The sequence below is a fragment of the Serratia sp. SM04 genome (assembly GCF_040280225.1).
In the GTDB taxonomy this organism is placed as follows: Bacteria; Pseudomonadota; Gammaproteobacteria; order Enterobacterales; family Enterobacteriaceae; genus Serratia; species Serratia sarumanii.
Window position 1 is genome coordinate 25,604 of sequence record NZ_JBEOQT010000007.1, and the last position, 21,760, is coordinate 47,363.

The 21,760-nt window shown below is 61.2% G+C and carries 15 protein-coding genes; 9 read left to right on the top strand and 6 right to left on the bottom strand.

Going from position 1 to position 21,760, the window contains the following annotated elements:
* Positions 1 to 105: 105 nt before the first annotated feature.
* Positions 106 to 972: a crotonase/enoyl-CoA hydratase family protein gene (locus ABTW55_RS11750; RefSeq protein ID WP_033636400.1), complete on the top strand. Its 867-nt coding sequence runs from the start codon at positions 106 to 108 to the stop codon at positions 970 to 972.
* Positions 973 to 988: 16 nt separating this feature from the next.
* Here the strand turns inward: ABTW55_RS11750 and pdeR are convergent, their stop codons facing one another.
* Positions 989 to 2,983, bottom strand: coding sequence for a cyclic di-GMP phosphodiesterase (pdeR, locus tag ABTW55_RS11755; RefSeq protein ID WP_033654492.1), 1,995 nt, complete (start codon positions 2,981 to 2,983; stop codon positions 989 to 991).
* 535 nt (positions 2,984 to 3,518) lie between these two features.
* On the opposite strand from pdeR, the gene spy reads away from it, so the two are divergent.
* A complete protein-coding gene (gene spy, locus ABTW55_RS11760; protein ID WP_033636398.1) occupies positions 3,519 to 4,007 on the top strand; it encodes an ATP-independent periplasmic protein-refolding chaperone Spy in 489 nt (162 codons plus the stop codon).
* Positions 4,008 to 4,101: 94 nt separating this feature from the next.
* Here spy and ABTW55_RS11765 read toward each other — a convergent pair whose 3' ends face one another.
* Entirely contained in the window at positions 4,102 to 5,319 is a 1,218-nt protein-coding gene (locus ABTW55_RS11765) for a Tm-1-like ATP-binding domain-containing protein (protein ID WP_060423905.1), read from the bottom strand.
* A 263-nt stretch (positions 5,320 to 5,582) separates the two neighbouring features.
* Between ABTW55_RS11765 and ABTW55_RS11770 the strand changes: the two genes are divergently transcribed.
* From ABTW55_RS11770 to ABTW55_RS11785, 4 genes are all read left to right on the top strand, one after another.
* On the top strand, positions 5,583 to 6,221 hold the full coding sequence (locus ABTW55_RS11770) for a TetR/AcrR family transcriptional regulator (RefSeq protein ID WP_041037110.1): 639 nt from the start codon (positions 5,583 to 5,585) through the stop codon (positions 6,219 to 6,221).
* Positions 6,222 to 6,699: 478 nt separating this feature from the next.
* Positions 6,700 to 9,723: an autotransporter serine protease gene (locus ABTW55_RS11775; RefSeq protein WP_060431964.1), complete on the top strand. Its 3,024-nt coding sequence runs from the start codon at positions 6,700 to 6,702 to the stop codon at positions 9,721 to 9,723.
* A 202-nt stretch (positions 9,724 to 9,925) separates the two neighbouring features.
* The gene (locus tag ABTW55_RS11780) at positions 9,926 to 12,949 is read left to right on the top strand and encodes an autotransporter outer membrane beta-barrel domain-containing protein (protein WP_376787959.1); all 3,024 of its coding nucleotides are present in this window, start codon (positions 9,926 to 9,928) and stop codon (positions 12,947 to 12,949) included.
* Positions 12,950 to 13,404: 455 nt separating this feature from the next.
* The gene (locus ABTW55_RS11785; protein WP_060420116.1) at positions 13,405 to 14,256 is read left to right on the top strand and encodes a helix-turn-helix domain-containing protein; all 852 of its coding nucleotides are present in this window, start codon (positions 13,405 to 13,407) and stop codon (positions 14,254 to 14,256) included.
* On the opposite strand, the gene ABTW55_RS11790 is transcribed toward ABTW55_RS11785, so the two are convergent.
* From ABTW55_RS11790 to ABTW55_RS11800, 3 genes are all read right to left on the bottom strand, one after another.
* A complete protein-coding gene (locus tag ABTW55_RS11790; protein WP_033636392.1) occupies positions 14,246 to 16,030 on the bottom strand; it encodes an ATP-binding protein in 1,785 nt (594 codons plus the stop codon). The genes ABTW55_RS11785 and ABTW55_RS11790 overlap by 11 nt on opposite strands.
* Positions 16,027 to 16,521: a molybdopterin-dependent oxidoreductase gene (locus ABTW55_RS11795; protein WP_033636391.1), complete on the bottom strand. Its 495-nt coding sequence runs from the start codon at positions 16,519 to 16,521 to the stop codon at positions 16,027 to 16,029. The genes ABTW55_RS11790 and ABTW55_RS11795 overlap by 4 nt, the downstream gene beginning before the upstream one ends.
* Before the next feature lie 161 nt (positions 16,522 to 16,682).
* Positions 16,683 to 18,032 carry a PLP-dependent aminotransferase family protein gene (locus ABTW55_RS11800; protein WP_060423545.1) on the bottom strand — a complete coding sequence of 450 codons (1,350 nt, stop codon included), beginning with the start codon at positions 18,030 to 18,032 and terminating at the stop codon, positions 16,683 to 16,685.
* Between the two features lie 137 nt (positions 18,033 to 18,169).
* Between ABTW55_RS11800 and ABTW55_RS11805 the strand changes: the two genes are divergently transcribed.
* From ABTW55_RS11805 to ABTW55_RS11815, 3 genes are all read left to right on the top strand, one after another.
* Positions 18,170 to 18,799: a LysE family translocator gene (locus ABTW55_RS11805; protein ID WP_033636389.1), complete on the top strand. Its 630-nt coding sequence runs from the start codon at positions 18,170 to 18,172 to the stop codon at positions 18,797 to 18,799.
* A gap of 36 nt (positions 18,800 to 18,835) precedes the next feature.
* Positions 18,836 to 19,687 (top strand): PhzF family phenazine biosynthesis protein, encoded by an 852-nt coding sequence (locus tag ABTW55_RS11810; protein WP_033654484.1) that lies wholly within the window; start codon positions 18,836 to 18,838, stop codon positions 19,685 to 19,687.
* Positions 19,688 to 19,756: 69 nt separating this feature from the next.
* Positions 19,757 to 20,323, top strand: a complete 567-nt coding sequence (locus ABTW55_RS11815; RefSeq protein ID WP_072265058.1) for a DinB family protein — start codon at positions 19,757 to 19,759, stop codon at positions 20,321 to 20,323.
* Between the two features lie 77 nt (positions 20,324 to 20,400).
* On the opposite strand, the gene gorA is transcribed toward ABTW55_RS11815, so the two are convergent.
* Positions 20,401 to 21,753, bottom strand: a complete 1,353-nt coding sequence (gene gorA / locus ABTW55_RS11820; protein ID WP_047570106.1) for a glutathione-disulfide reductase — start codon at positions 21,751 to 21,753, stop codon at positions 20,401 to 20,403.
* Positions 21,754 to 21,760 lie beyond the last annotated feature (7 nt).

Consider the following 21,760-nt stretch of genomic DNA (forward strand, 5'->3'; position numbering starts at 1 on the left):
CGTTTACTCATGATGTGGCGTTGCGCTTTGCCGCTCGCCGCTCCGCTGCAGCCGTAGGGGCTGGAACGGTCTCATCCGTCATCAACAGAAAAACTGGAAGGTCTTATGAAATTGCTTAATCACCCCACCTGCCGCCCGTTTACCGAAGCGGGCAATCTGTCGCAGCTGTCCGCCTACTATGAAGAGGGGCGGCACATCATGTGGATGCTGCTGCGCGCCGCGCCGCGCCCCTGCTTCAACCAGGCGCTGATCGAAGACATCATGACGCTGGCGCAGGCGGCGAAGGAATCTTCGCTGCGGTTCGATTTCTGGGTCACCGGCTCGCTGGTGCCGAACATGTTCAACGTCGGCGGCGATCTGCAGTTCTTCGCCGACGCGATCAAAAACCGCAAGCGCGAGGCGATGATGGCCTACGCGCGCGCCTGCATCGACTGCGTGCATGCGGCGGCTCGCGGTTTCGACACCGGCGCGGTCAGCATTGCGATGGTCGAAGGCAGCGCGCTGGGGGGCGGCTTTGAAGCGGCGTTGGCGCACCATTTCGTGCTGGCGCAGAACAATGCGCGCATGGGGTTTCCGGAGATCGCGTTCAATCTGTTTCCCGGTATGGGCGGTTACTCGCTGGTGGCGCGCAAGGCGGGCATGCGCTTGGCCGAGGAGCTGATTTGGGGCGGCGAGTCGCATACCGCAGAGTGGTTCGAGAGCCGCGGGCTGGTGGATCAGCTGTTCCAGCCCGGCGACGCCTACATGGCGACGCGCACCTTCATCGATACCATCCGGCCGAAGCTCAACGGCATGCGCGCCATGCTGCGGGCGCGTCAGCGCGTGTTGCAGCTGACGCGTTCCGAGCTGATGGACATTACCGAAGATTGGGTGCACTCGGCCTTTACCATTGAGGAAAAAGACCGCGCCTACATCGAGCGGCTGGTGATGTTGCAGGATCGCCATACCCTGAACCTGCGTCGTGCCGGCTAACCTTAACGCGCCCGCCTCATGCGGAGGGTGAGCGCGGGCGATAGGACTGCAGCCAATGCTCCAGCTGTTCCGGGAGCATTGGCCGCGCAAACAGAAAGCCCTGTTTTTCGTCCACGCCGACCTCGTCGAGGAAGTGGTTTTCGCTCTCGGTCTCCACCCCTTCGGCGATCACCCGGAACGCCAACGCCTCCGCCGCCGCAACGATCGCGCGCACCAACGATTGCGATACTGGGTTGAAATTCACCCCACGCACGAAGCTTTTATCCAGCTTAATGGCGTCCAGAGGAATGCGCGCCAGCTGCGCCAGCGACGAATAGCCGGTGCCGAAGTCGTCGAGATGCACCTGCGCGCCCAGTTCGCGCAGCCGGGTGATCAACGCGCGTGCGCGGTTCTCGTCTTCAATCAGGCTGCTTTCGGTCAACTCGAAGTCCAGCAGACAGGGGGCCATGCGGTGACGGCGCAGCACCCCGAGCAGGTCGTTGACGATGCTGTCATCGGCCAGCTGACGGGCAGAGAGGTTGACCGCCACCCGCAGATTCAAGCCCTGTTCTTGCCACTGCGCCGCCTGCCCGGCGGCGGTCTGCAGCACCCATTGGCCGAGCGGGCCGATCAGGCCGGACTCCTCGGCGTAGGAAATGAACTGCAGCGGCGGGATCAGGCCGCGCTCCGGCGAATCCCAGCGCACCAGCGCTTCCACGCTGTGCACTTCACCGCTGCGCGCGTCGATTTTCGGCTGGTAATACAGCACCAGCTGATTTTGCTCCAGCCCTTTGCGCAGATTGGTGTCCAGCCACATGTATTCGGCGACGCGTTTATTCATCTCCGGCGAGAAGACGGTATAGGTGCGTTTGCCGTGCTCCTTGGCGACGTACATGGCGGTATCGGCGCTGCGGATCAGGCTGTCGAGATCGTTGCCGTGCTCCGGGCACAGCGCGATGCCGATCGAACAGCCGGTATACACCTCAATCAGGCCGATGCGGAAAGGGGTTTTCAGCCTGTCGATGATGCGCTGCGCCAGCGTTTGCAGGCGCTCGCGATCGGCTTGCGGTGCCAGCACCAGGAATTCGTCGCCGCCGAGGCGGGCGAGCACCTGGTCCGGGCCCAGGCAGCCGAGGATCGCCAGCGCGACCTCGACCAGCAGCCGATCGCCGAACATATGGCCGTAGGCGTCGTTGACCTTTTTGAAGTTGTCGAGATCGAGGTACACCAGGCCGAAACTCTCTTCGCCGCGCGTGGCGATGGCGTGATTGATCTTGTCCTGGATGGCGTTACGGTTCGGCAGGCCGGTGATGAGATCGGTGTTGGCCAGCACCCGCAGCCGCTCCTGCGCCCGGCGTTCTTCGGTGATGTCGGTACCGGAGCAGATCAGAAAGACTTCGTTTTTGCCGCTGCCGCTGTGCACGAACTTATTGCGGAACAGGAACAGCCGTTCGCCCTTGACCGTCTTTACCCAGCGTTCCACCTCATAGGACGAACCGTTGCGGAAGAAGCCGGCGATGTTGCGCCGCGAAGCGGCGGCTTCTTCCGGGCTCATAAACAGCTGGAAAACGTTTTTGCCGATCACCTCGTGTTCGTGCAGCCCGGTATACTCCTCGCTCAGCCGGTTGAAACGCTGAATGCGGCCGTGTTGATCGACGATCACGATCACCGAGTTGGCTTCGGACACCACCTGCTCGGCGAAGGAGAGGCCGTGCACCAGGTCGCGCGCCACAGATTGGGTGTCGCTGAAGGCGGAAGCGGTGCCCGCCCATTCGAGGTTGTTGACGCGGCGGCCGACCAGATGCAGATGCAGCGGTGCACCGGCTAGCGTAATGGTCAGCTCCAGGCTGGCGGTGACGCCGGTCAGGCGACGGATTTTCGCCGCTTCCATGGCACTGAGCGCCACCGCGACGTGGGCTTTGCCTTTAACGGCGGACAGCTCCAGGGCATTGCTGTCAAACGCCAGCCGCCAGTGGGGGCTTTGGGTGCCGAAGTGGGCGTTAAGAAGCTCAGGGCCTTGGTCTGCGGGCATGATGATTCCTCAAAAGAGCACGGGCGGCCGGTCAGCACAGCTCCGGGCAGCCTGTTGGCCCGAAAGCGATCGCCGTACGCATCTGTGCATCATATAACAGGTTTTCACAGGCGGGGCGGGTGATGGAAACTATTATATAAGCAATGATTAGTTTTGCGGTGTAAACGTCGCCCGGCGGCCGGTTGTCTTAAAGTGTAGGAGAACATCGGATCCTGTGATGCTGGTACTGACTTCCCCCGTTATCGGAAAACGGTTGATGCAAGGTTGCCGTGCAGGCGAGTAAATTATAACGGTAAGGGGAAAGCGGAAAAATAACTCCACCGGGGGGATTGTTGCCGGGAAATTAAAATTTCCATCAAATAAACGCCATCTTCATAGTTTTCTCATAATTGGTGAATAAATCCGAGACGGGTTTTAAAAAGTTTACACACCCTCGCATTACTTGAAATTTATCAGCCTATTATTATCTCCGACGACGAATGAGCCTGTTAACGTACAGCGCTCCTGATGAAGAAAAACTTTTAAGGAAATGATTATGCGTAAATTGACGGCTTTATTTATTGCTTCCACGCTGGCCCTGGGTTCTGCTTCCGCGGCGTTCGCTGCAGACACCACTGCCCCGGCGGCGGATGCGGCGCCGATGAAAATGATGCATCACAAGGGTGAAGGCAAAGGCGGCCCGTTCGCCGGGCTGAACCTGACCGAGCAGCAGCGCCAGCAGATGCGCGATATCATGAAAGAGTCGCACCAGAAGCGCGGGCCGGGCATGAAAGAGGAGCGCCAGGCGCTGCACAATCTGGTCGCTTCCGACAGCTTTGACGAAGCGAAGGCGAAGGCGCAAATTGACGCGATCGGTAAAGCGCAATCCGAACGCATGCTGGAGCGCGCCAAAGCGGAAAATAAAATGTATAACCTGCTGACCCCTGAGCAGAAAAAACAATACAATGAGAATTATCAGAAACGTGAGCAAAAGATGATGGACCACATGAATAAAATGAAGGCGCAGATGTCCTCCGATCAGTAATATCCGCTCGCGGTGAATAATAAAGGGCCAGACTATTTGTCTGGCCCTTTTTCTATTTGGCGTTATCACTGGCAGGCTATGCAGTGAGTGATAATCATTCTCCGCTGACCATGTGCCGGAACTGCTCGGCAACGGCCTGAGCAAAGCGCGGGTCGTTAATATGATAAGGCGTTTTTATCAACCGGCGTTTGTCGGTGGCGCGCACCGTTTCTTCCAGCGCTTGCGTAAAGGCGGCCAGCGCCGCCGGATCCCAGAACGGTTGCCCGGGCGCGTCCAGAGCCGATACGCCGCCCGCCGGGATAACGAAACGCACTTCGCCCGCGCAGGCGTTGATTTTTTCGCCCATCCAACGCCCCATTAACGCATTCTCCCGCGCGCTGGTGCGCACCAGCGTCACTTGCGGGTTGTGAGGGTGGCGCAGACGGTTGGCATAGCGAGCCGGCACCGTGTTCGGCGCGCCGAAGTTGATCATGTCGATCGCGCCGCAGGAGAGCACGCACGGGATGCCGGTACGCGCGATGGCACCGAAACGATCGGTATTGCAGGGCAGCACGCCGCCAAACAGGTGATCGGCCACTTCGGTGGTGGTCAAATCGATGGCGCCGTGCAGTTGGCGGCTATCGATCAGTTTTTCCAACGCTCTGCCGCCGCTGCCGGTCGCATGAAACGTCAGACAATCCCATTGCGATCCCAACTCGGCAATCAATGCCTGAACGCAGGGCGTGGTGACGCCAAACATTGTCAGGCCGATCGCCGGCTTGTCGTCGTGAGAGTCGACGGCGGCGAAGCGGACTGCGCCGGCTATCTGGCACGCCGCGTTGCCCAGCACCCGTCGCGAGATGCGATTCAGGCCGGCGAGATCGGTGACCGAATACAGCATGCTGATATCGCTGGCGCCGACATAGGCGGAAACGTCACCCGCCGCCATGCTCGAGACCATCACTTTCGGCAGACCGATCGGCAGTTGCTGCATGGCCGGCGTGATGATGGCTGTGCCGCCGGAGCCGCCCAGGCCAAGCAGGGCGGCGATATCGCGGCGCGTCAGGATAAAGCGTTCGAAAGCGGTCGCCATGGCGGCGATCGCCTGGCCGCGGCTGGCGCAGAAGACCGCGCCGGCGCCCGCCGGATGGTGGCGAGCGACCTCTTCTGGGCCGATATCGGCCGGGGAGTCAAACGGCAAGCTACGGGTGGAGAGATCGACGGTTCGCGTGGGTAAATCCAGGCTGGCAATCAGCCGCCGCACATACTCCAACTCTTGTCCTTTCGTATCTGCTGTGGTAGCAATATAGACAAAATTTGAAGTATCTTTCATGGGTTTTCCGAGGTGCTTCTAATTTTTATTTTAAAAATTAATGTATTATATTTTTTTAGGTGCCCTGGTGTTGGCATTTAAATTAAATTGATTAATGTATTTATATAATGAGACGGCAGTATCATTTTTGCAAGGGCAGCTCAGTGCAAAATGGGACTTCTGTCTCATTTTTGAGCTTTTTGCGCGGCCGAGCCTTTGTCGTCAACCTGTCGGCAGTGGCGTATCTCCAGCCGCGCAAGCATGTACAGATGTATGAGGTTTAAGTGCCGATAAATGCTTTTCCCACCCCGTTCGATCCTTCACTGACGTCCACCCGGGCAAAAACCTACCGTTTGTTGCTGGCCAGCGCGATGGCGCTGTATGACGAAGGCGCGTTTCCTTCGATCACCGAACTGGCGGCGTATGCGCAGGTATCGCGTGCGACCGCCTACCGCTACTTTCCGACCCAGAGTGCGCTGATTAGCGCCGTGGTGGCGGAAAGCCTGGGGCCTATTCTGGAATGGCGCCCGCAAGACGATGATGCCCTGAAGCGCATCCAGCAGTTGCTGACCTTCGCCTATCCTCAGATGGAACGGCACGAGGGGGCGCTGCGCGCGGCGTTGCAGCTCTCTTTGCAGCAGTGGGCACACGCGACGCCGGGCGAAAAATTCGTGCGCGGCAACCGCAAGCGTCTGTTGGCGCTGGCGGTAGAACCGCTGCAGGGCAAACTGCCGCCGGACTCTCTGCAGAGAGTGATTCATGCTTTCTCGCTGATTTACGGCTCGGAGGTGTTCCTGGTGCTGAAAGATATCTGGGGGCTGGAGCTTGAGAGCATTCAGAACGTCACGCAATGGATGGCCAAAGCCATCCTTCGTCAGGCGGAAGAGGACGCGACGAACCGCAAAAAAACATCAGCAGGATAATCCAATTTTTGCCGATGGCTGACTGAAAAACCAGCATAATTCACTGAGTGAATATTGGCAAAATTTATAATTAAAAGTGATAAAAGACGCCTGTTAAGCACTTTTCAGGCGGCCACACCCTTCATTTGCTCCTGGGTTATATTTTTATTTATCAGTTAATTAATATTTATTCCCTCACGTGCTATCGCCGCTCCGATACCGCCAAGCGTCATTGTCATTTCTTATCGTCGCTGGCCTGATTCACCCCTGAAACTTTCTCCCCTCCCGCCGAACTGCCGGATGACACATTAAGCGAACTTGAGATTGTTGTGCTTTATTTATTTGGTATTACCAAACTGTTACACAAAAAATCTTATAAAACATTTGCAAACAACAACGGACGGTATCTGGGATGGAGAAGAAACTTAGAGGAGTCAAATCCGCTCGGGCGGCCTTCGGCTGGCCTGAAATCGGAGTTCATCGCGCACAATGGAGCGCGATGCTGATCTGCCTGACGGCGATCGGCGGGGCGCAGGCCGCCAGCTATATAGAGAACGGCAAAGCGGGCGATCCGGCCAGCTGGCGCAGCAGTGAATTCAACGCGGAATGGGGGCTGGGGGCGATCCACGCCGACCAGGCCTACGCCGCCGGTTATACCGGCAAAGGCATCAAACTCGGCATTTTCGATCAGCCGGTCTATGCCAAGCACCCCGAATTTGCCGGTGAGAATAAGGTGATCAATCTGGTTACCAAAGGCATCCGCGAATACACCGACCCGTATATTCCGGTGAAGAAAGGCGATGACTTCCGCTATGACGGTACGCCAAGCACCGACTCCAGCGGCAAATTAGGCTCGCACGGCACCCACGTGGGCGGCATCGCCGCCGGCAGCCGCGACGGCGGCGCCATGCACGGCGTGGCGTTCAACGCGCAGATCATCAGTGCGGAGAATGGCGATCCCGGCCCGGAGGACGGCATTGTGCTCGGTAACGACGGTGCGGTGTATAAGGCCGGTTGGGATGCGCTGGTGGCCAGCGGCGCGCGCATCATCAATAACAGCTGGGGCATCGGCATTACCGAGAAGTTTGATGAGGGCGGTTATGACCCGGCTTATCCGCATTTCACAGTAAACGATGCGCAAAAGCAGTTCGATCAGATAAAACAGATCCTCGGCACCAAACCCGGCGGCGCCTATCAGGGCGCGATCGATGCGGCGCGCAGCGGCGTGGTCACCATCTTCGCCGCCGGTAACGACGGCAATCTTAATAACCCCGATGCCATGGCCGGCCTGGCCTATTTTGTGCCGGAGATTGCACCGAACTGGCTGTCGGTCGCCAGCCTGCAGGATCCCACCAATAGCGGTGACTTCAGCATCAGCACTTTCTCTTCCCGTTGCGGCTATACCGCCAGTTTGTGCGTCTCGGCACCGGGTACCCGGGTGTACAGCTCGGTGATCGCAGGCACCAGTGTGGACGACCTGACGACCGGCTATGCCAATAAAAGCGGTACCTCGATGGCGGCGCCGCACGTGGCCGGCAGCGTCGCGGTGCTGATGGAGCGTTTCCCGTATCTGAATGGCGCGCAGGTGGCTGAAGTGCTGAAAACCACCGCCACCGACATGGGGGCGCCGGGCATCGACGCGCTCTACGGCTGGGGGATGATCAACCTGGGCAAAGCCATCAACGGCCCTGGCATGTTGGCGACCGTCGAGGATATTCCCGAAGAATTCCGCATCCCGGATCCGACGGGCGTGGCTTACGGCCCGACCCAGTTCGTGGTGGATCTGCCGGGCGTCGGCGCGGTGCTGGACAAGGGCAAACCGACCGAGCGCGTCTGCAGCGATGTGCTGTGCGGCCTGGACGTCTGGAGCAACGACATCTCCGGCCACGGCGGCCTGACCAAGCAGGGTATCGGCACGCTGGTGCTGACCGGAACCAACACCTATTCCGGCCCGACGCTGGTCAATCAGGGGCGGTTGGCAGTCAACGGCTCGGTCACCTCGGCCGTCAGCGTGCAGAGCGGCGGCATCGTCGGCGGCAGCGGCACGGTCGGTTCGCTGACCGCCCGCGGCGGCGGCACCGTGGCGCCGGGCAACTCGATCGGCACCTTGAACGTGGCCGGCAACGTCAGCTTCGAGCCGGGTTCGCGCTACGCGGTGGAAGTGGGGCCGAACGGCCAGAGCGATCGGATCCAGAGCAGCGGATCGGCGACGATCGGCGGCGGTGAGGTGGCGGTGACGCTGGAGAACAGCCCCAACCTGCTGACGCAAAGCGAGGTGCGCAGCCTGCTGGGCCAGCAGTACACCATCCTGAGCGCGCAGCAGGGGGTGAGCGGGCAGTTTGACACGGTGGCGCCGAACTACCTGTTCCTCGGCACCGGGCTGAGCTACCAGCCGACCGGGGTGACGCTGAGCGTCGGGCGCAACGGCACCAGCTTCGCCAGCGTGGCGCAGACGGCGAACGAGCGGGCGGTGGCGGCGGCGGCGGATGCGCTGGCGGCGGGCAACCCGGTGTACGAGAGCCTGCTCGGCAGCGGCACGGCGGGCGAAGCGCGGCAGGCGTTCCGCCAGCTGTCGGGGCAAATCCATGCGGACATCGCGTCGGCGCTGGTGAACGACAGCCGCTACCTGCGCGAGGCGCTGAACGGGCGCCTGCGTCAGGCGGAAGGGCTGGCGAGCTCGTCGGCCATCAAGGCGGATGAAGGCGGTGCCTGGGCGCAGCTGCTGGGGGCGTGGGACCACGCGTCGGGCGACGCCAATGCTACCGGCTATCAGGCCTCGACCTACGGGGTGCTGGTGGGGCTGGACTCGGCGGCGGCGGACGACTGGCGGCTGGGGGTGGCGACCGGCTACACCCGCACCTCGCTGCACGGCGGGTACGGGTCGAAGGCGGACAGCGACAACTACCACCTGGCGGCGTACGGCGACAAGCAGTTCGGGGCGCTGGCGCTGCGCGGCGGGGCGGGCTACACCTGGCACCGCATCGACACCAAGCGGTCGGTGAACTACGGGATGCAGTCGGACCGCGACACGGCGAAGTACAGCGCGCGCACCGAGCAGCTGTTCGCGGAAGCGGGCTACAGCGTGCAGGGTGAGTGGCTGAACCTGGAGCCGTTCGTGAACCTGGCGTACGTGAACTTCGAGAACAACGGCATCGCGGAAAGCGGCGGCGCGGCGGCATTGCGCGGCGACAAGCAGCACACGGACGCGACGGTGTCGACGCTGGGCCTGCGTGCGGACACCGAATGGCAGGTGAGCGCGGGCACGACGGTGGCGCTGCGCAGTGAGCTGGGGTGGCAACATCAGTACGGCGGGCTGGAACGAGGTACCGGGCTGCGGTTCAACGGCGGCAACGCGCCGTTCGTGGTGGACAGCGTGCCGGTGTCGCGTGACGGCATGGTGCTGAAGGCGGGGGCGGAAGTGGCGGTGAACGAGAACGCCACGCTGTCGCTGGGCTACGGCGGGCTGCTGTCGCAGAACCACCAGGACAACAGCGTCAACGCCGGTTTCACCTGGCGCTTCTAAGCACAGACACCATCGATTCAATCCTTGTACCGGAACCGTCTGCGGACGGTTCCTTTTTCACATCCTGCTAATGAAAGCCCGGCGCACCTGGGGCGTCGGCCAATAACAAGCAAAAGGTAAGGAAATGACAACAACAATGGGTTTTGATAGCAAAGGAAATGCTCGCCGCTCGCCGTGGCGGCTGAACGCGCTGGTCTGCTGCATGGCGCTGGCGGGGTATGCACAGGCGGCACCGCACGAGGTGAACGGCCAAGCCGGCGATCCGGCCAGCTGGCGCAACGCCGAATTCAACGCCAACTGGGGGCTGGGGGCGATCCACGCCGATGAGGCCTACGCCGCCGGCTATACCGGCAAAGGGCAGAAGGTGGGCATTTTCGATACCCCGGTCAACCGCCATCCCGAGTTCGCCGGCGACGGCAAACTGATCAACGTGGTCACCGAAGGCTATCGCGCCTACACCGATCCGCACCGGCCGGGCATTAACGCCGGCGACCGCTTTTACTTCGACGGCACCTTCCACTTCTACAGCGGCTCACAGGGCATGCTGAGCAATCATGGGGTGCACGTTGCGGGCATCAGCGCCGCCAACCGCGACGGCGTCGGCATGCACGGCGTGGCTTTCGATTCGCAGGTGATCAGCGTCGATAACGACAACGACGGCCCGGCCTATGGTGAATTCCTCGGCCTGGACGGCGCCGTCACCAATGCCGGCTGGCAGGCGATGATCAACAACGGCGTGCGGGTGATCAACAACAGCTGGGGCGTCAGTATTCCCGACTTTCTGTCCGACGGCGGCCGCGATCCTAACGCGCTGCACTTTGAGCTGAAGGATGCGCAGGAACAATTCGATCAGGTCAAACCGCTGCTCGGCAGCCTGGCCGGCGCAGGCTATCAGGGCGCCATCGACGCCGCGCGCAAAAATATTCTGGTGCTGTTCGCCGCCGGTAACGACGGCAACTACAACCAGCCGGATGTGATCAGCGGGCTGGCCTACTTCGTGCCGGACATCGCGCCAAACTGGCTGTCGGTCGCCAGCGTGGCGCAGGATGCGGCATCGACCAACAGCGTGCCTTACACCATCAGCAGCTTCTCTTCCCGCTGCGGCTATACCGCCAGCTTCTGCGTCTCGTCGCCGGGCAGCAAAATCTACAGCACTGTGGCCAACGGTTCCGATGCGGCCAACCTGGTGTCGGACTACGGCAATAAAAACGGCACCTCGATGGCGACGCCGCACGTCACCGGCGCGGTGGCGGTGTTGCTGCAGCGTTTCCCGTACATGAGTTCGGCGCAGATTGCCGACGTGCTGAAAACTACCGCCACCGACATGGGCGCGCCGGGCATCGACGCGCTCTACGGCTGGGGGATGATCAACCTGGGCAAAGCCATTAACGGCCCGGGCATGTTCTATACCGTCGAGGATATTCCGGCGGAGTTCCGCATCCCGGATCCGACGGGCGTGGCCTACGGCCCGACCCAGTTTGTCGCCAATATTCCGGGCCTGGGCGCCGAGGTGGATGCCGGCACGCTGCACGCCAGAAAGTGTGACGACATCAGCTGCGAACTGGAAGTCTACTCCAACAACATCTCTGGCCACGGCGGCCTGACCAAAGAAGGGATGGGCACGCTGGTCATGACCGGCGCCAACACCTATGCCGGCCCGACGCTGGTCAATCAGGGGCGGCTGGCAGTCAACGGCTCGGTCACCTCGGCCGTCAGCGTGCAGAGCGGCGGTATTGTCGGCGGCAGCGGCACGGTGGGTTCGCTGACTGCCCGCCGCGGCGGCACCGTGGCGCCGGGCAACTCGATCGGCACTTTGAACGTGGCTGGCAACGTCAGCTTCGAGCCGGGTTCGCGCTACGCGGTGGAAGTGGGGCCGAACGGCCAGAGCGATCGGATCCAGAGCAGCGGATCGGCGACGATCGGCGGCGGTGAGGTGGCGGTGACGCTGGAGAACAGCCCCAACCTGCTGACGCAAGGCGAGGTGCGCAGCCTGCTGGGCCAGCAGTACACCATCCTGAGCGCGCAGCAGGGGGTGAGCGGGCAGTTTGACGCGGTGGCGCCGAACTACCTGTTCCTCGGCACCGGGCTGAGCTACCAGCCGACCGGGGTGACGCTGAGCGTCGGGCGCAACGGCACCAGCTTCGCCAGCGTGGCGCAGACCTCGAACGAGCGGGCGGTGGCGGCGGCGGCGGATGCGCTGGCGGCGGGCAACCCGGTGTACGAGAGCCTGCTCGGCAGCGGCACGGCGGGCGAAGCGCGGCAGGCGTTCCGTCAGCTGTCGGGGCAAATCCATGCGGACATCGCCTCGGCGCTGGTGAACGACAGCCGCTACCTGCGTGAGGCGCTGAACGGGCGCCTGCGTCAGGCGGAAGGGCTGGCGAGCTCGTCGGCCATCAAGGCGGACGAGGGCGGTGCCTGGGCGCAGCTGCTGGGGGCGTGGGACCACGCGTCGGGCGACGCCAACGCCACGGGTTATCAGGCCTCGACCTACGGGGTGCTGGTGGGGCTGGACTCGGCGGCGGACGACTGGCGGCTGGGGGTGGCGACCGGCTACACCCGCACCTCGCTGCACGGCGGGTACGGGTCGAAGGCGGACAGCGACAACTACCACCTGGCGGCGTACGGCGACAAGCAGTTCGGGGCGCTGGCGCTGCGCGGCGGGGCGGGCTACACCTGGCACCGCATCGACACCAAGCGGTCGGTGAACTACGGGATGCAGTCGGACCGCGACACGGCGAAGTACAGCGCGCGCACCGAGCAGTTGTTCGCGGAAGCGGGCTACAGCGTGCAGGGTGAGTGGCTGAATCTGGAGCCGTTCGTGAACTTGGCGTACGTGAACTTCGAGAACAACGGCATCGCGGAAAGCGGCGGCGCGGCGGCATTGCGCGGCGACAAGCAGCACACGGACGCGACGGTGTCGACGCTGGGCCTGCGTGCGGACACCGAATGGCAGGTGAGCGCGGGCACGACGGTGGCGCTGCGCAGCGAGCTGGGATGGCAACATCAGTACGGCGGGCTGGAACGAGGTACCGGGCTGCGGTTCAACGGCGGCAACGCGCCGTTCGTGGTGGACAGCGTACCGGTCTCGCGCGACGGCATGGTGCTGAAGGCGGGGGCGGAAGTGGCGGTGAACGAAAACGCCACGCTGTCGCTGGGCTACGGCGGGCTGCTGTCGCAGAACCATCAGGACAACAGCGTCAACGCCGGTTTTACCTGGCGCTTCTGACGTTCAGCGATCATCGCAATGACCACGGAGCCGGCATGCCGGCTCCGTTTTTATTTGCGGCTGCGGGGTGAGTCCGTATGATGGCGCGGCGCCAGGGCAATAAAAAACCGGGATCCTGACGGATCCCGGCTTAAAAGTGGGTAAAACAGATTAGCGCTAAAGGCTCAAGCCCCGTTTGATTTGCGCAGTCCGAGCGATGTGCTCATCGTCTCAGTAGCGGCAACGGAACAAATTTTCCCTGGTGTTACTATGGTTATTATTAAAAAACGTGCTGGTGTTATTTTTTATAGTGTATTGCTGTATGTCTCTTTTGATACCATGTTTGACGATGCAACATGGTATGTCAAGCAACGTTTTTAACGCATAATTGCATGAGATGCCAGTTTTAGATGTGGCTTTTTCAGCGGAAATAATCAAAACGACTGATAAATCAGTAAAAAAAATCGAAGGAACAAATGGATAACAATCACCAAAAATTCGATTCACAGTCGATTGCCAATCGGGTCAGGGAGCTGTTTTTACATTACGGGATTGGAAAACGTCAGCATGCCCGCGAGCTCAGCCGCATCTTGGATCTGAGTTTTTCACATGCGCACCGCAAACTGAAAGGGCAAAGCCCCTGGACGCTGGAACAGATCAACAGCGTCGCGGCCGCGTTGGGAGAAACGCCGGCGGCGATCGCCGATTTGAGCGCCGAACACGAGACCACCGAGCCAAACATGGCGCGCGATGCCATCTTTTTCGTGGCGGGGGTGGCGATGCCTTGCGTCGGGCATATTGGCGATGAGCTTCCTGCCGGGCGGCCGGCGGAATTTGTGGCGCTGCGCGTGGAAGGGCAGTGGCGTATCTATCGCACCGATGAGGCACCGGCAGGCCCGCGTTACGGCGTCGATCTGATCGAAATCCGGCCCGGTTTCGGCGACGACGAGCGGTTGAGCATCGCGGTATTGGACGATTCGCATCAGGCGGCCGATGAGCTGGCCAAGTATCTCGGCGGCTGCGGCTTCAACGCGGTGGCGTTTTACGACGTCGACAGTTTCTGTCAGGCATTGCAGCAAAGCCTGTTTGACGGCTACGTGGTGGACTGGCTGATCGGTGAGGAAACGGCGGATCGCTGTATCGCCACTATCCGCGCCTCCGACAACCCGGACGCGCCGGTACTGGTGCTGACCGGCGAACTGGGTACCGACCGACGCGAGTCGGAAATCGCTCAGGCGATGCGCGAGTACGACGTGCTCGGCCCTTATGAAAAGCCGGTGCGGCTCCATGTGATCGAAGCCGCACTGCAACGCTGTTTTAATCTTTAGCGGGGAACACCTCGGCCAGTGCGTTTGACAGCGCATCCAGCCGAACCGGCTTCATCAGGTAGTTATCGAACAGGGCGCGCTGATCCGCCGTCAGCTGCTCCGGCGTGTAGGCGCTGATGCCGATGATCGGCACATGGCGGTTGGGGCCGCGGCGGTTGCGCAGCTGCCTGGCCAGGGCGGCGCCGTCGATGCCCGGCATCTGCAGATCCAGCAACAGCGCGTCGTAAGGGCGTCTGAGCAGCTTCTGCAGCGCGCGCTCCGGCGAGTCGCACAGTTCGTGCTGGTAGCCCAGCTTGTCCAATAGCGCCGCAAAGGCGTCACCCACCGACTTGTTGTCATCCACCACCAGCACCTGCTGTGGCTTCTGCTGCAGGGAGGCATTGGCGGCGGCGGGCGCGTCGGCGCGTTCGTCTTCACTGATCTGCACCGGAATGCTGACGATAAAGGTGCTGCCCTTCTTGATTTCGCTGTACACCGTGATGGTGCCGTCGAGCAATGTCACCAGGCCATGCACGATCGCCAGCCCCATCCCGACGCCGGCATACTGCTTGGTATGCGACTGATCCAACTGGGTAAAGGGCTTGAAGATCTGATCGAGCTGGTCTTTTTCGATACCGATGCCGGTGTCGGTCACTTCGATAATCAACGAACTGCCGCCCGGCTGGCGGCGCAGGCAGCTGTGCAGCGTAATGCTGCCGCTTTCGGTGTACTTGTAGGCGTTGGTCAGCAGGTTGACGATAATCTGCCGGATGCGCAGCGGATCGGAGTGCACCAGCAGGTGGCTGCATTCCACTTCACAGCTCAGTTTGACCTGCTCTTTGCGGGTCAGGGTGGCGATTTCGTTGGCGGTCTCCGCGATCAGCTTCTGCGCGTCGAACGGCACGATGCGCAATTCCATCATGCCGCTGTCGAGGTGCGCGTAGTCGGTCAGATCTTTCATCTGGCTTTCGATTTGCTGCGCGGCGGTCTCCAGCCGCTGGAAGGTGTCCGCATGCTCAGCCGACACCCGGGTATTCACCAGCACGTCGATGGCCGACATCACGCTCTGCAATGAGGTGCGCAGCTCGTGGCCGATGGCGCCGAGGAAGGCGTTTTTGGTGCGCGTCGCTTTCTCCGCCTCGATGGCCTTGGCCTGCTGGCGAATGGTCAGCCGCTGCTGACGGAACACGATCAGGGTGATGGCGATCAGCGCGATCACCGAGAACATGACGATCACCAGCCCATAGAAAATAATGTGCCGTTTCTCGATGTAATCCTCATAGGCGGCGGTGCGCTGCTTCACCTCGGCGTGGTCGGTCAGGTTGGCCATTTCGATGGCGTAAGGCTTGATGGCCCTCATGGCCGCGGAAACCTGGCCGAAGTCGATTTTCCGACTGCTCAGCAGCTTATCGATGCGATCCATCTGCAGGCGCATCTGTTTGACCACTTCCGGGTAGCCCGGCTCGGCGTACAGCGGCTGGGTCGATTCGGAGACGGTTTCCAGCACGTAAAAACGCGAATAGAGGATTTCGAACCGCAGCCGCAGGTTGTCGTTGTCCACCTGCGCGGCGTGGCTTTGCTGCTCGACCAGCGTGTCGAACTCCGCCAGCTTGATGGAGAACTTGGCGATTGACCAGGAGTAGTTCTCCTGCGTGCCGGCGATGGCATACAGCCCTTTCTTCGACAGGGTGGCGCTGTAGTAATAGAGCGTGACGGTCGAAGCCACTAAAAACAGCGCGGCGAATATGGCCGGGATCGCCAGCCTGCTGCCGTTCTTAAAGGTCGTCAGCTTCATTTGATCACGATCCTGTCCACTTGCCAGATAAAGCGCGAGTTGTACAACGGCGAGTTCAGTTCAGGCCCGGCGGCGTCGCGCGGGTAAACCAGGAACAGCGGTCCGAAGTTTCTGAGCTTCAGCATTTCCCCGTCCATCTTGTAGGCCAGGATCATGTTGTACTTTTTGACGTCGGACAGCGGCACGTCGATGTAATAGTCGTTCAGCGCATAGAAGGTCAGCGTTTCGCCCTTGGCGCCGACGCGCTCCAGGATATCGGCCACCGAAATCCCTTCAAATTTTCTCTGCGGCGTCCAGGAAGTGGAGGTGGTGATACTGCGCACCGGCATCGCCAACAGCTGCTTATCGGTGAACAGATAGCTTTTGTTGACCGGGTCGGTCACGTTGTCGATCTTGCCCGCCACTTCGAGGGTAAAGCTGAGCGCGCTGCTCTGGGCGATAATCAGGGCCACGCAGGCCATCGCAAGGGTTTTGCATAGTTTGAACAGCATCGGTGTTCTCCAGAGGCGCGGGGAGGTTGTATCAGTCCCGCTAATTTATCAGGCAGAATAATGGCAGAAAAAGCAGGCGGGCGCGAAAGGAATAGTAAACCGCACAAAAAGAACAGGCCTGAACCGGTCGTCCCGTGCGCGTAACCTTTCCCTTCCGTTTGTCAGCCGTTCCGATGTGCTTTCAACAGCTGCGCCAGCTGTGTCAGGCCTGCCGTTAGCTCGTCCAGCGAAGAGGAACCCAGGCACAGGCGAATGCCCGTTGCCCGTTCGTCGCGGTCCACCATCACGGCGTCCGGCGGCGTCACTTTTACGTTGGCCAATGCGGCGGCGGCGGCCACAGACTCGGCGGTTTCGCGCGGCATCGGCAGCCAGACATGATAAGCGTCGGGATGCGATACGCATTCGCCGGCGTCGAATATCGAGGTGGCCAGATGCACTCTGCGCTGAGCCTCATGGCGCAACGCTTGCGGTATCGCCTCGACCGCGCCGCTGGACAGCCACTCCCCCACCACTGCGCAAGACAGTGGCGAAGGCGCGAAGGGAATATCTTGCAAGGCTTCTTCCGCCGCGTTTTGCATGCCGGGCGGCAGAGTCAGCATACCGATCCGCAACCCCGGGCCGAGCGTTTTCGACAGGCCATTGACATGGAACACCCGCTCGGGTGCCAATGTCGCGAGCGCAGGCGTTGCTGAATGCCCCAAGGCATACACGCCATCCTCGATGATCCAGACATTCGCCTGCCGGCATATCTCGACGATAGCCTGCCTGCGCTCGGCGCTCATGGTGGCCGTTGTCGGGTTATGCAGCGTCGGTGTCAGATAGACCGCAGTATGGCCGCAGGAGACACGCTCGAGCGCGCTAGACAGCGCTTGCGGCACCATGCCTTGCGCATCGATATCGATACCGATCAAGCAATGGCCTTTGCGCCGGGCCAGCGCGATCGCGCCGGGATAGCTGATTCTCTCCGTCAGTATCGTCCCGCGTGGCCCGCAGGCCAGGTCAAAAGCCAGTGAAATCGCCTGACGGGCATTGCTGGTCAGCGCCAGATTCGACGGTTCGATCGTGACGCCGACGTTTTCGAGCCAGCGGGCCAACAAACGTCGGTGCTCCAGATGCCCGGTCGGAGGGGAATAGAGGTTCAGATGATCCGCATCCATTTTCCGCGCAATGCTGGCCAGCGTGCGCGCCAGCAAACGATCGGTCAGCACCGCCGGCGGCGCATTGGACGAAAGATCGATTTCGCGTTTTTCACGGGCGTGGCGAATCGCCACGAACATCCCGCGGCCTTTCACGCTGCGTACCAACCCGCGTCGTTCCAGGATGGCATAGGCTTTGGTCACCGTGCCCAGACCGATCTCTAATTGCCAGGCGAGCGTACGGTGAGCCGGCAGACGATCGCCACCCTGCAATTTACCCTCGATAATGTCGTCGCCTAACGCCAACACCAGCCGCTCGACGGTGGTGACTTCCGCATTGGCCAGGCGAGGTTGCCAGGGCGATTGAAGCCGCATGGTGATGCTCCGAAAAATGAATAGTGTCACGTGACACTATTTAAATAGGTGAAAAGTGTAACACATACTATGTTGGTGAAGAGTCCCTGAGTTTTCAACAACGTCTCGGCCGCAAGGCGGGTCAGCGGAGTTTTTCCATGAATGTCAGTCAGCTTGCGTTGGTTTATGGCGCATATCTTCTCGCAACCGCCAGTCCGGGCCCCAGCAACATGGCGATCATGGGCGTGGCGATGCGTGACGGCCGCTCACCCGCACTGGCGCTGGCTGCCGGGGTGGTGACCGGATCGCTGTGCTGGGCACTGTTGGCCGCGACCGGCCTTTCCGCCGTGCTGGCCACGTATGCGCAGGCGCTGTGGGCCATCAAAATCGTCGGCGGCGTGTATATGCTGTATCTGGCGCTGCGCGCCGGCCAATCCGCATTACGGGCGTCTCCCGTCTCGACAGGGATAGCGGCAGGGGATGGCGGGCGATCTTATCGGAAGTTGTATCGGCAGGGCGTGCTGATGCATCTCGGTAATCCCAAGGCCATCATGTCCTGGATGGCGATCATGTCGCTGGGTTTGCGACAAGGGGCGCCTGAAGGCGTTTTACCGGCGATTATCGGCGGTTGTGCGTTGCTCGGCGTGACGATTTTCGGGGGGTATGCCCTGCTGTTCTCAACGGCGCCGATGATCGCGTTTTATACCCGGGTGAGGCGCTGGATTGAAGGAATGCTTGCGCTGCTGTTCGCTTGCGTGGGCCTGGAGCTGTTGATATCGCGGGGGTAATCATGCACGCCCGGCGTTAACCTGAGGAGAGAGGCGATGGTTTTTGGCATGCAGATGGTGGATGTCTTTGGCGCCGGGCCACTCGCCGGCAATCCGTTGGCGGTGATCGCGGGCGCCGGAGCGTTGTCGACGGAGGACATGCAGCGCTTGACGCGTTGGTTCAACCTGTCGGAGACGGCCTTTTTACTGCCGCCGACGCACCCGCAGGCGGATTACCGGGTGCGAATATTCACGCTGGATCGTGAAATGCCGTTTGCCGGGCACCCGACGTTGGGCAGCTGCCATGCCTGGCTCGCTATGGGAGGGGCACCCAGCAACGAGACGGAGATCATCCAGGAGTGCGGAGCAGGATTGGTGAGCATTCGTCGCGAGGGAGGGCGGTTGTGTTTTGCCGCGCCACCGTTGATTCGTTCCGGGGCGCCGTCAGGAGAGACGTTGGCCGACGCGTTGCGGTTTTTGGGGATCGCGTCTGATGAGGTGCTCGATGCCGCCTGGATCGATAATGGCCCGGGGTGGCTGGGGATCCGGCTGGCCAGCGCCGAGCGGGTACTTTCCCTGACGCCGGCGAGAAGCTGGCCGCGCAGAGTGGACATTGGCGTCGTCGGCCCACATGCCGAGGGTGACGCAGCCTTCGAAGTGCGCGCTTTTTTGAGCGATCATCTTGGCGCTATCGTCGAAGATCCGGTCACCGGCAGTCTCAATGCCTCCCTGGCCCAGTGGTTGTTCGCAAGCGGCGTGGTCAGCGGCGGATATATTGCCGCTCAGGGCCGCTGTCGTGGGCGCAACGGGCACGTGCATATCACCCGCGACGAGGGTGGCCGGATTTGGGTGGGCGGCAATACGCGCATTCAGGTCGAAGGGCGGTTGCAAGGGATTGGCACGGCGTAGAACGCGTCGCCGCACTGTGTGCGGCTGAACGGAATATCGATTTTCATCCGATGATAAGGAGTGAACAGTATGTTTGCGATGCCACAAAACGATACCCCCGTCGAAGCTGATATCACTCAGCCGACGACGGTCATCGATACGTTGAAAATGCTGGTACGTTACAAAGCCTGGGCGAACGCCTTGACCTTTGACTGTGTGGCGGCCTTGCCGGCCGGTGAAGCCTTGCGGCAGCGGCCGACCCGTTTTGGCAATATGGTGCATACCTTGAATCATGTCTATGTGGTGGACGATATCTTCAGGCACCACCTGCAAGGTCGGAAACATGGCTACCTCGCGCGCAACACCGAGCAAACGCCTGCGCTTGACGCTCTGCGGTGTGCGGTGGAGGAAATGGACCACTGGTATATCGAACAGGTGGATAACTGGTCGCCCGAGGCGCTGGCGCAGGTGGTGCAGTTCGAATTCGTCGGCGGGGGGGAAGGCCGCATGACGCGCCAGGAAATCGTGCTGCATGTCGTCAACCACGCGACCTATCATCGCGGTTTTGTCGGCGATATGCTCTATCAGGTGCCCTTCGCCTCGCCGGCGAACGATTTGCCGGTGTTTCTTCGCGATCATTACCGCCGGGCGCCGTGAGGCAAGCGAGATAAATAAAAAAGCCAGACGCTTTCGCGCCTGGCCTGTTATGCGCCGGAACTCGGCGAGGCTGCGCCTCAGCGCATGGTAACGAACTCTTCCGCCGCGGTCGGGTGTATCGCCACGGTGTTGTCGAAGTCCTTCTTGGTGGCGCCCATCTTCACCGCCACGGCGAAGCCCTGCAGGATTTCATCCATGCCGAAGCCGATGCCGTGCAGGCCGACGATTTTCTCTTCCTTACCCGCGCACACCAGCTTCATGCGGCACGGTTGGCGGTGCTGCGTCACGGCGCTGTACATGGCGGTGAAGGAGGATTTGTACACCTTCACGTTGTCCGCGCCGAACTTCTCGATAGCTTCCGGCTCGGTCAGGCCGATAGTGCCGATCGGCGGGTGGCTGAACACCACGGTGGCGATGTTGCTGTAATCCAGGTGCTCATCCGGCTTGTTGTTGAACAGGCGCTCGGACAGGCGGCGGCCGGCGGCCACGGCGACCGGGGTCAGCTCTACCGCGCCGGTGTTGTCGCCCACCGCGTAGATGCCTTTGACGTTGGTGTTCTGGAACTTATCGACGTCAATGTAGCCTTGCTCGTTGGTCTTCACCCCGGTAACGCCGAGGTTCAGGTTGTCGGTCGCCGGTTCGCGGCCGATGGCCCAAATCAGGCAGTCGACGGTGAATGCCTTGCCGTTTTCCAGCTGCAGCGTCAGGCTGCCGTCGGCGTTCTTGACGATCGCTTTCGGCACCGATTCGGTATGCAGGCTCGGCCCTTCGGTGTTCATCACTTCCACCAGGGTTTCGACGATCATCGGATCGAAGCTGCGCAGCGGCGCGTGCTTGCGCACGAACAGGTGCGTTTCCGCGCCCAGCGCGTTCAGCACGCCGGCGATCTCCACGGCGATATAGCCGGCGCCGACTACGGCGACGCGCTTCGGCATAGCGTCCAGCTCAAAGAAGCCGTCGGAGTCGATGCCGTATTCCGCACCCGGAATAGCCGGGTGGCTCGGGCGGCCGCCGGTGGCGATCAGGATGTGGTCGGCGGTGATGAGCTCGCCGTTCACTTCCACGGTGTGCGCATCCACGAAGCGCGCGAAGCCTTTGATCACGTCGACCTTGTTCTTGCCCAGCACGTTGTCGTAGGAGTTGTGGATGCGGTCGATATAGGCGGTGCGGTTGGCGACCAGCTTCTTCCAGTCGAAGGCGTTGACGGTGGTGTCGAAGCCGTAGTCCGGGCCGTACTGATGGATGGCCTCGGCGATCTGCGCCGCGTGCCACATGACTTTTTTCGGTACACAACCCACGTTTACACAGGTGCCGCCCAGCTCTTTGGCTTCAATCAGCGCACACTTTTGGCCGTACATGGCTGCCCGGTTGATCGATGCGATACCGCCGCTGCCGCCGCCAATTGCTAGATAATCGTAATGTTTCGTCATCTGGGAT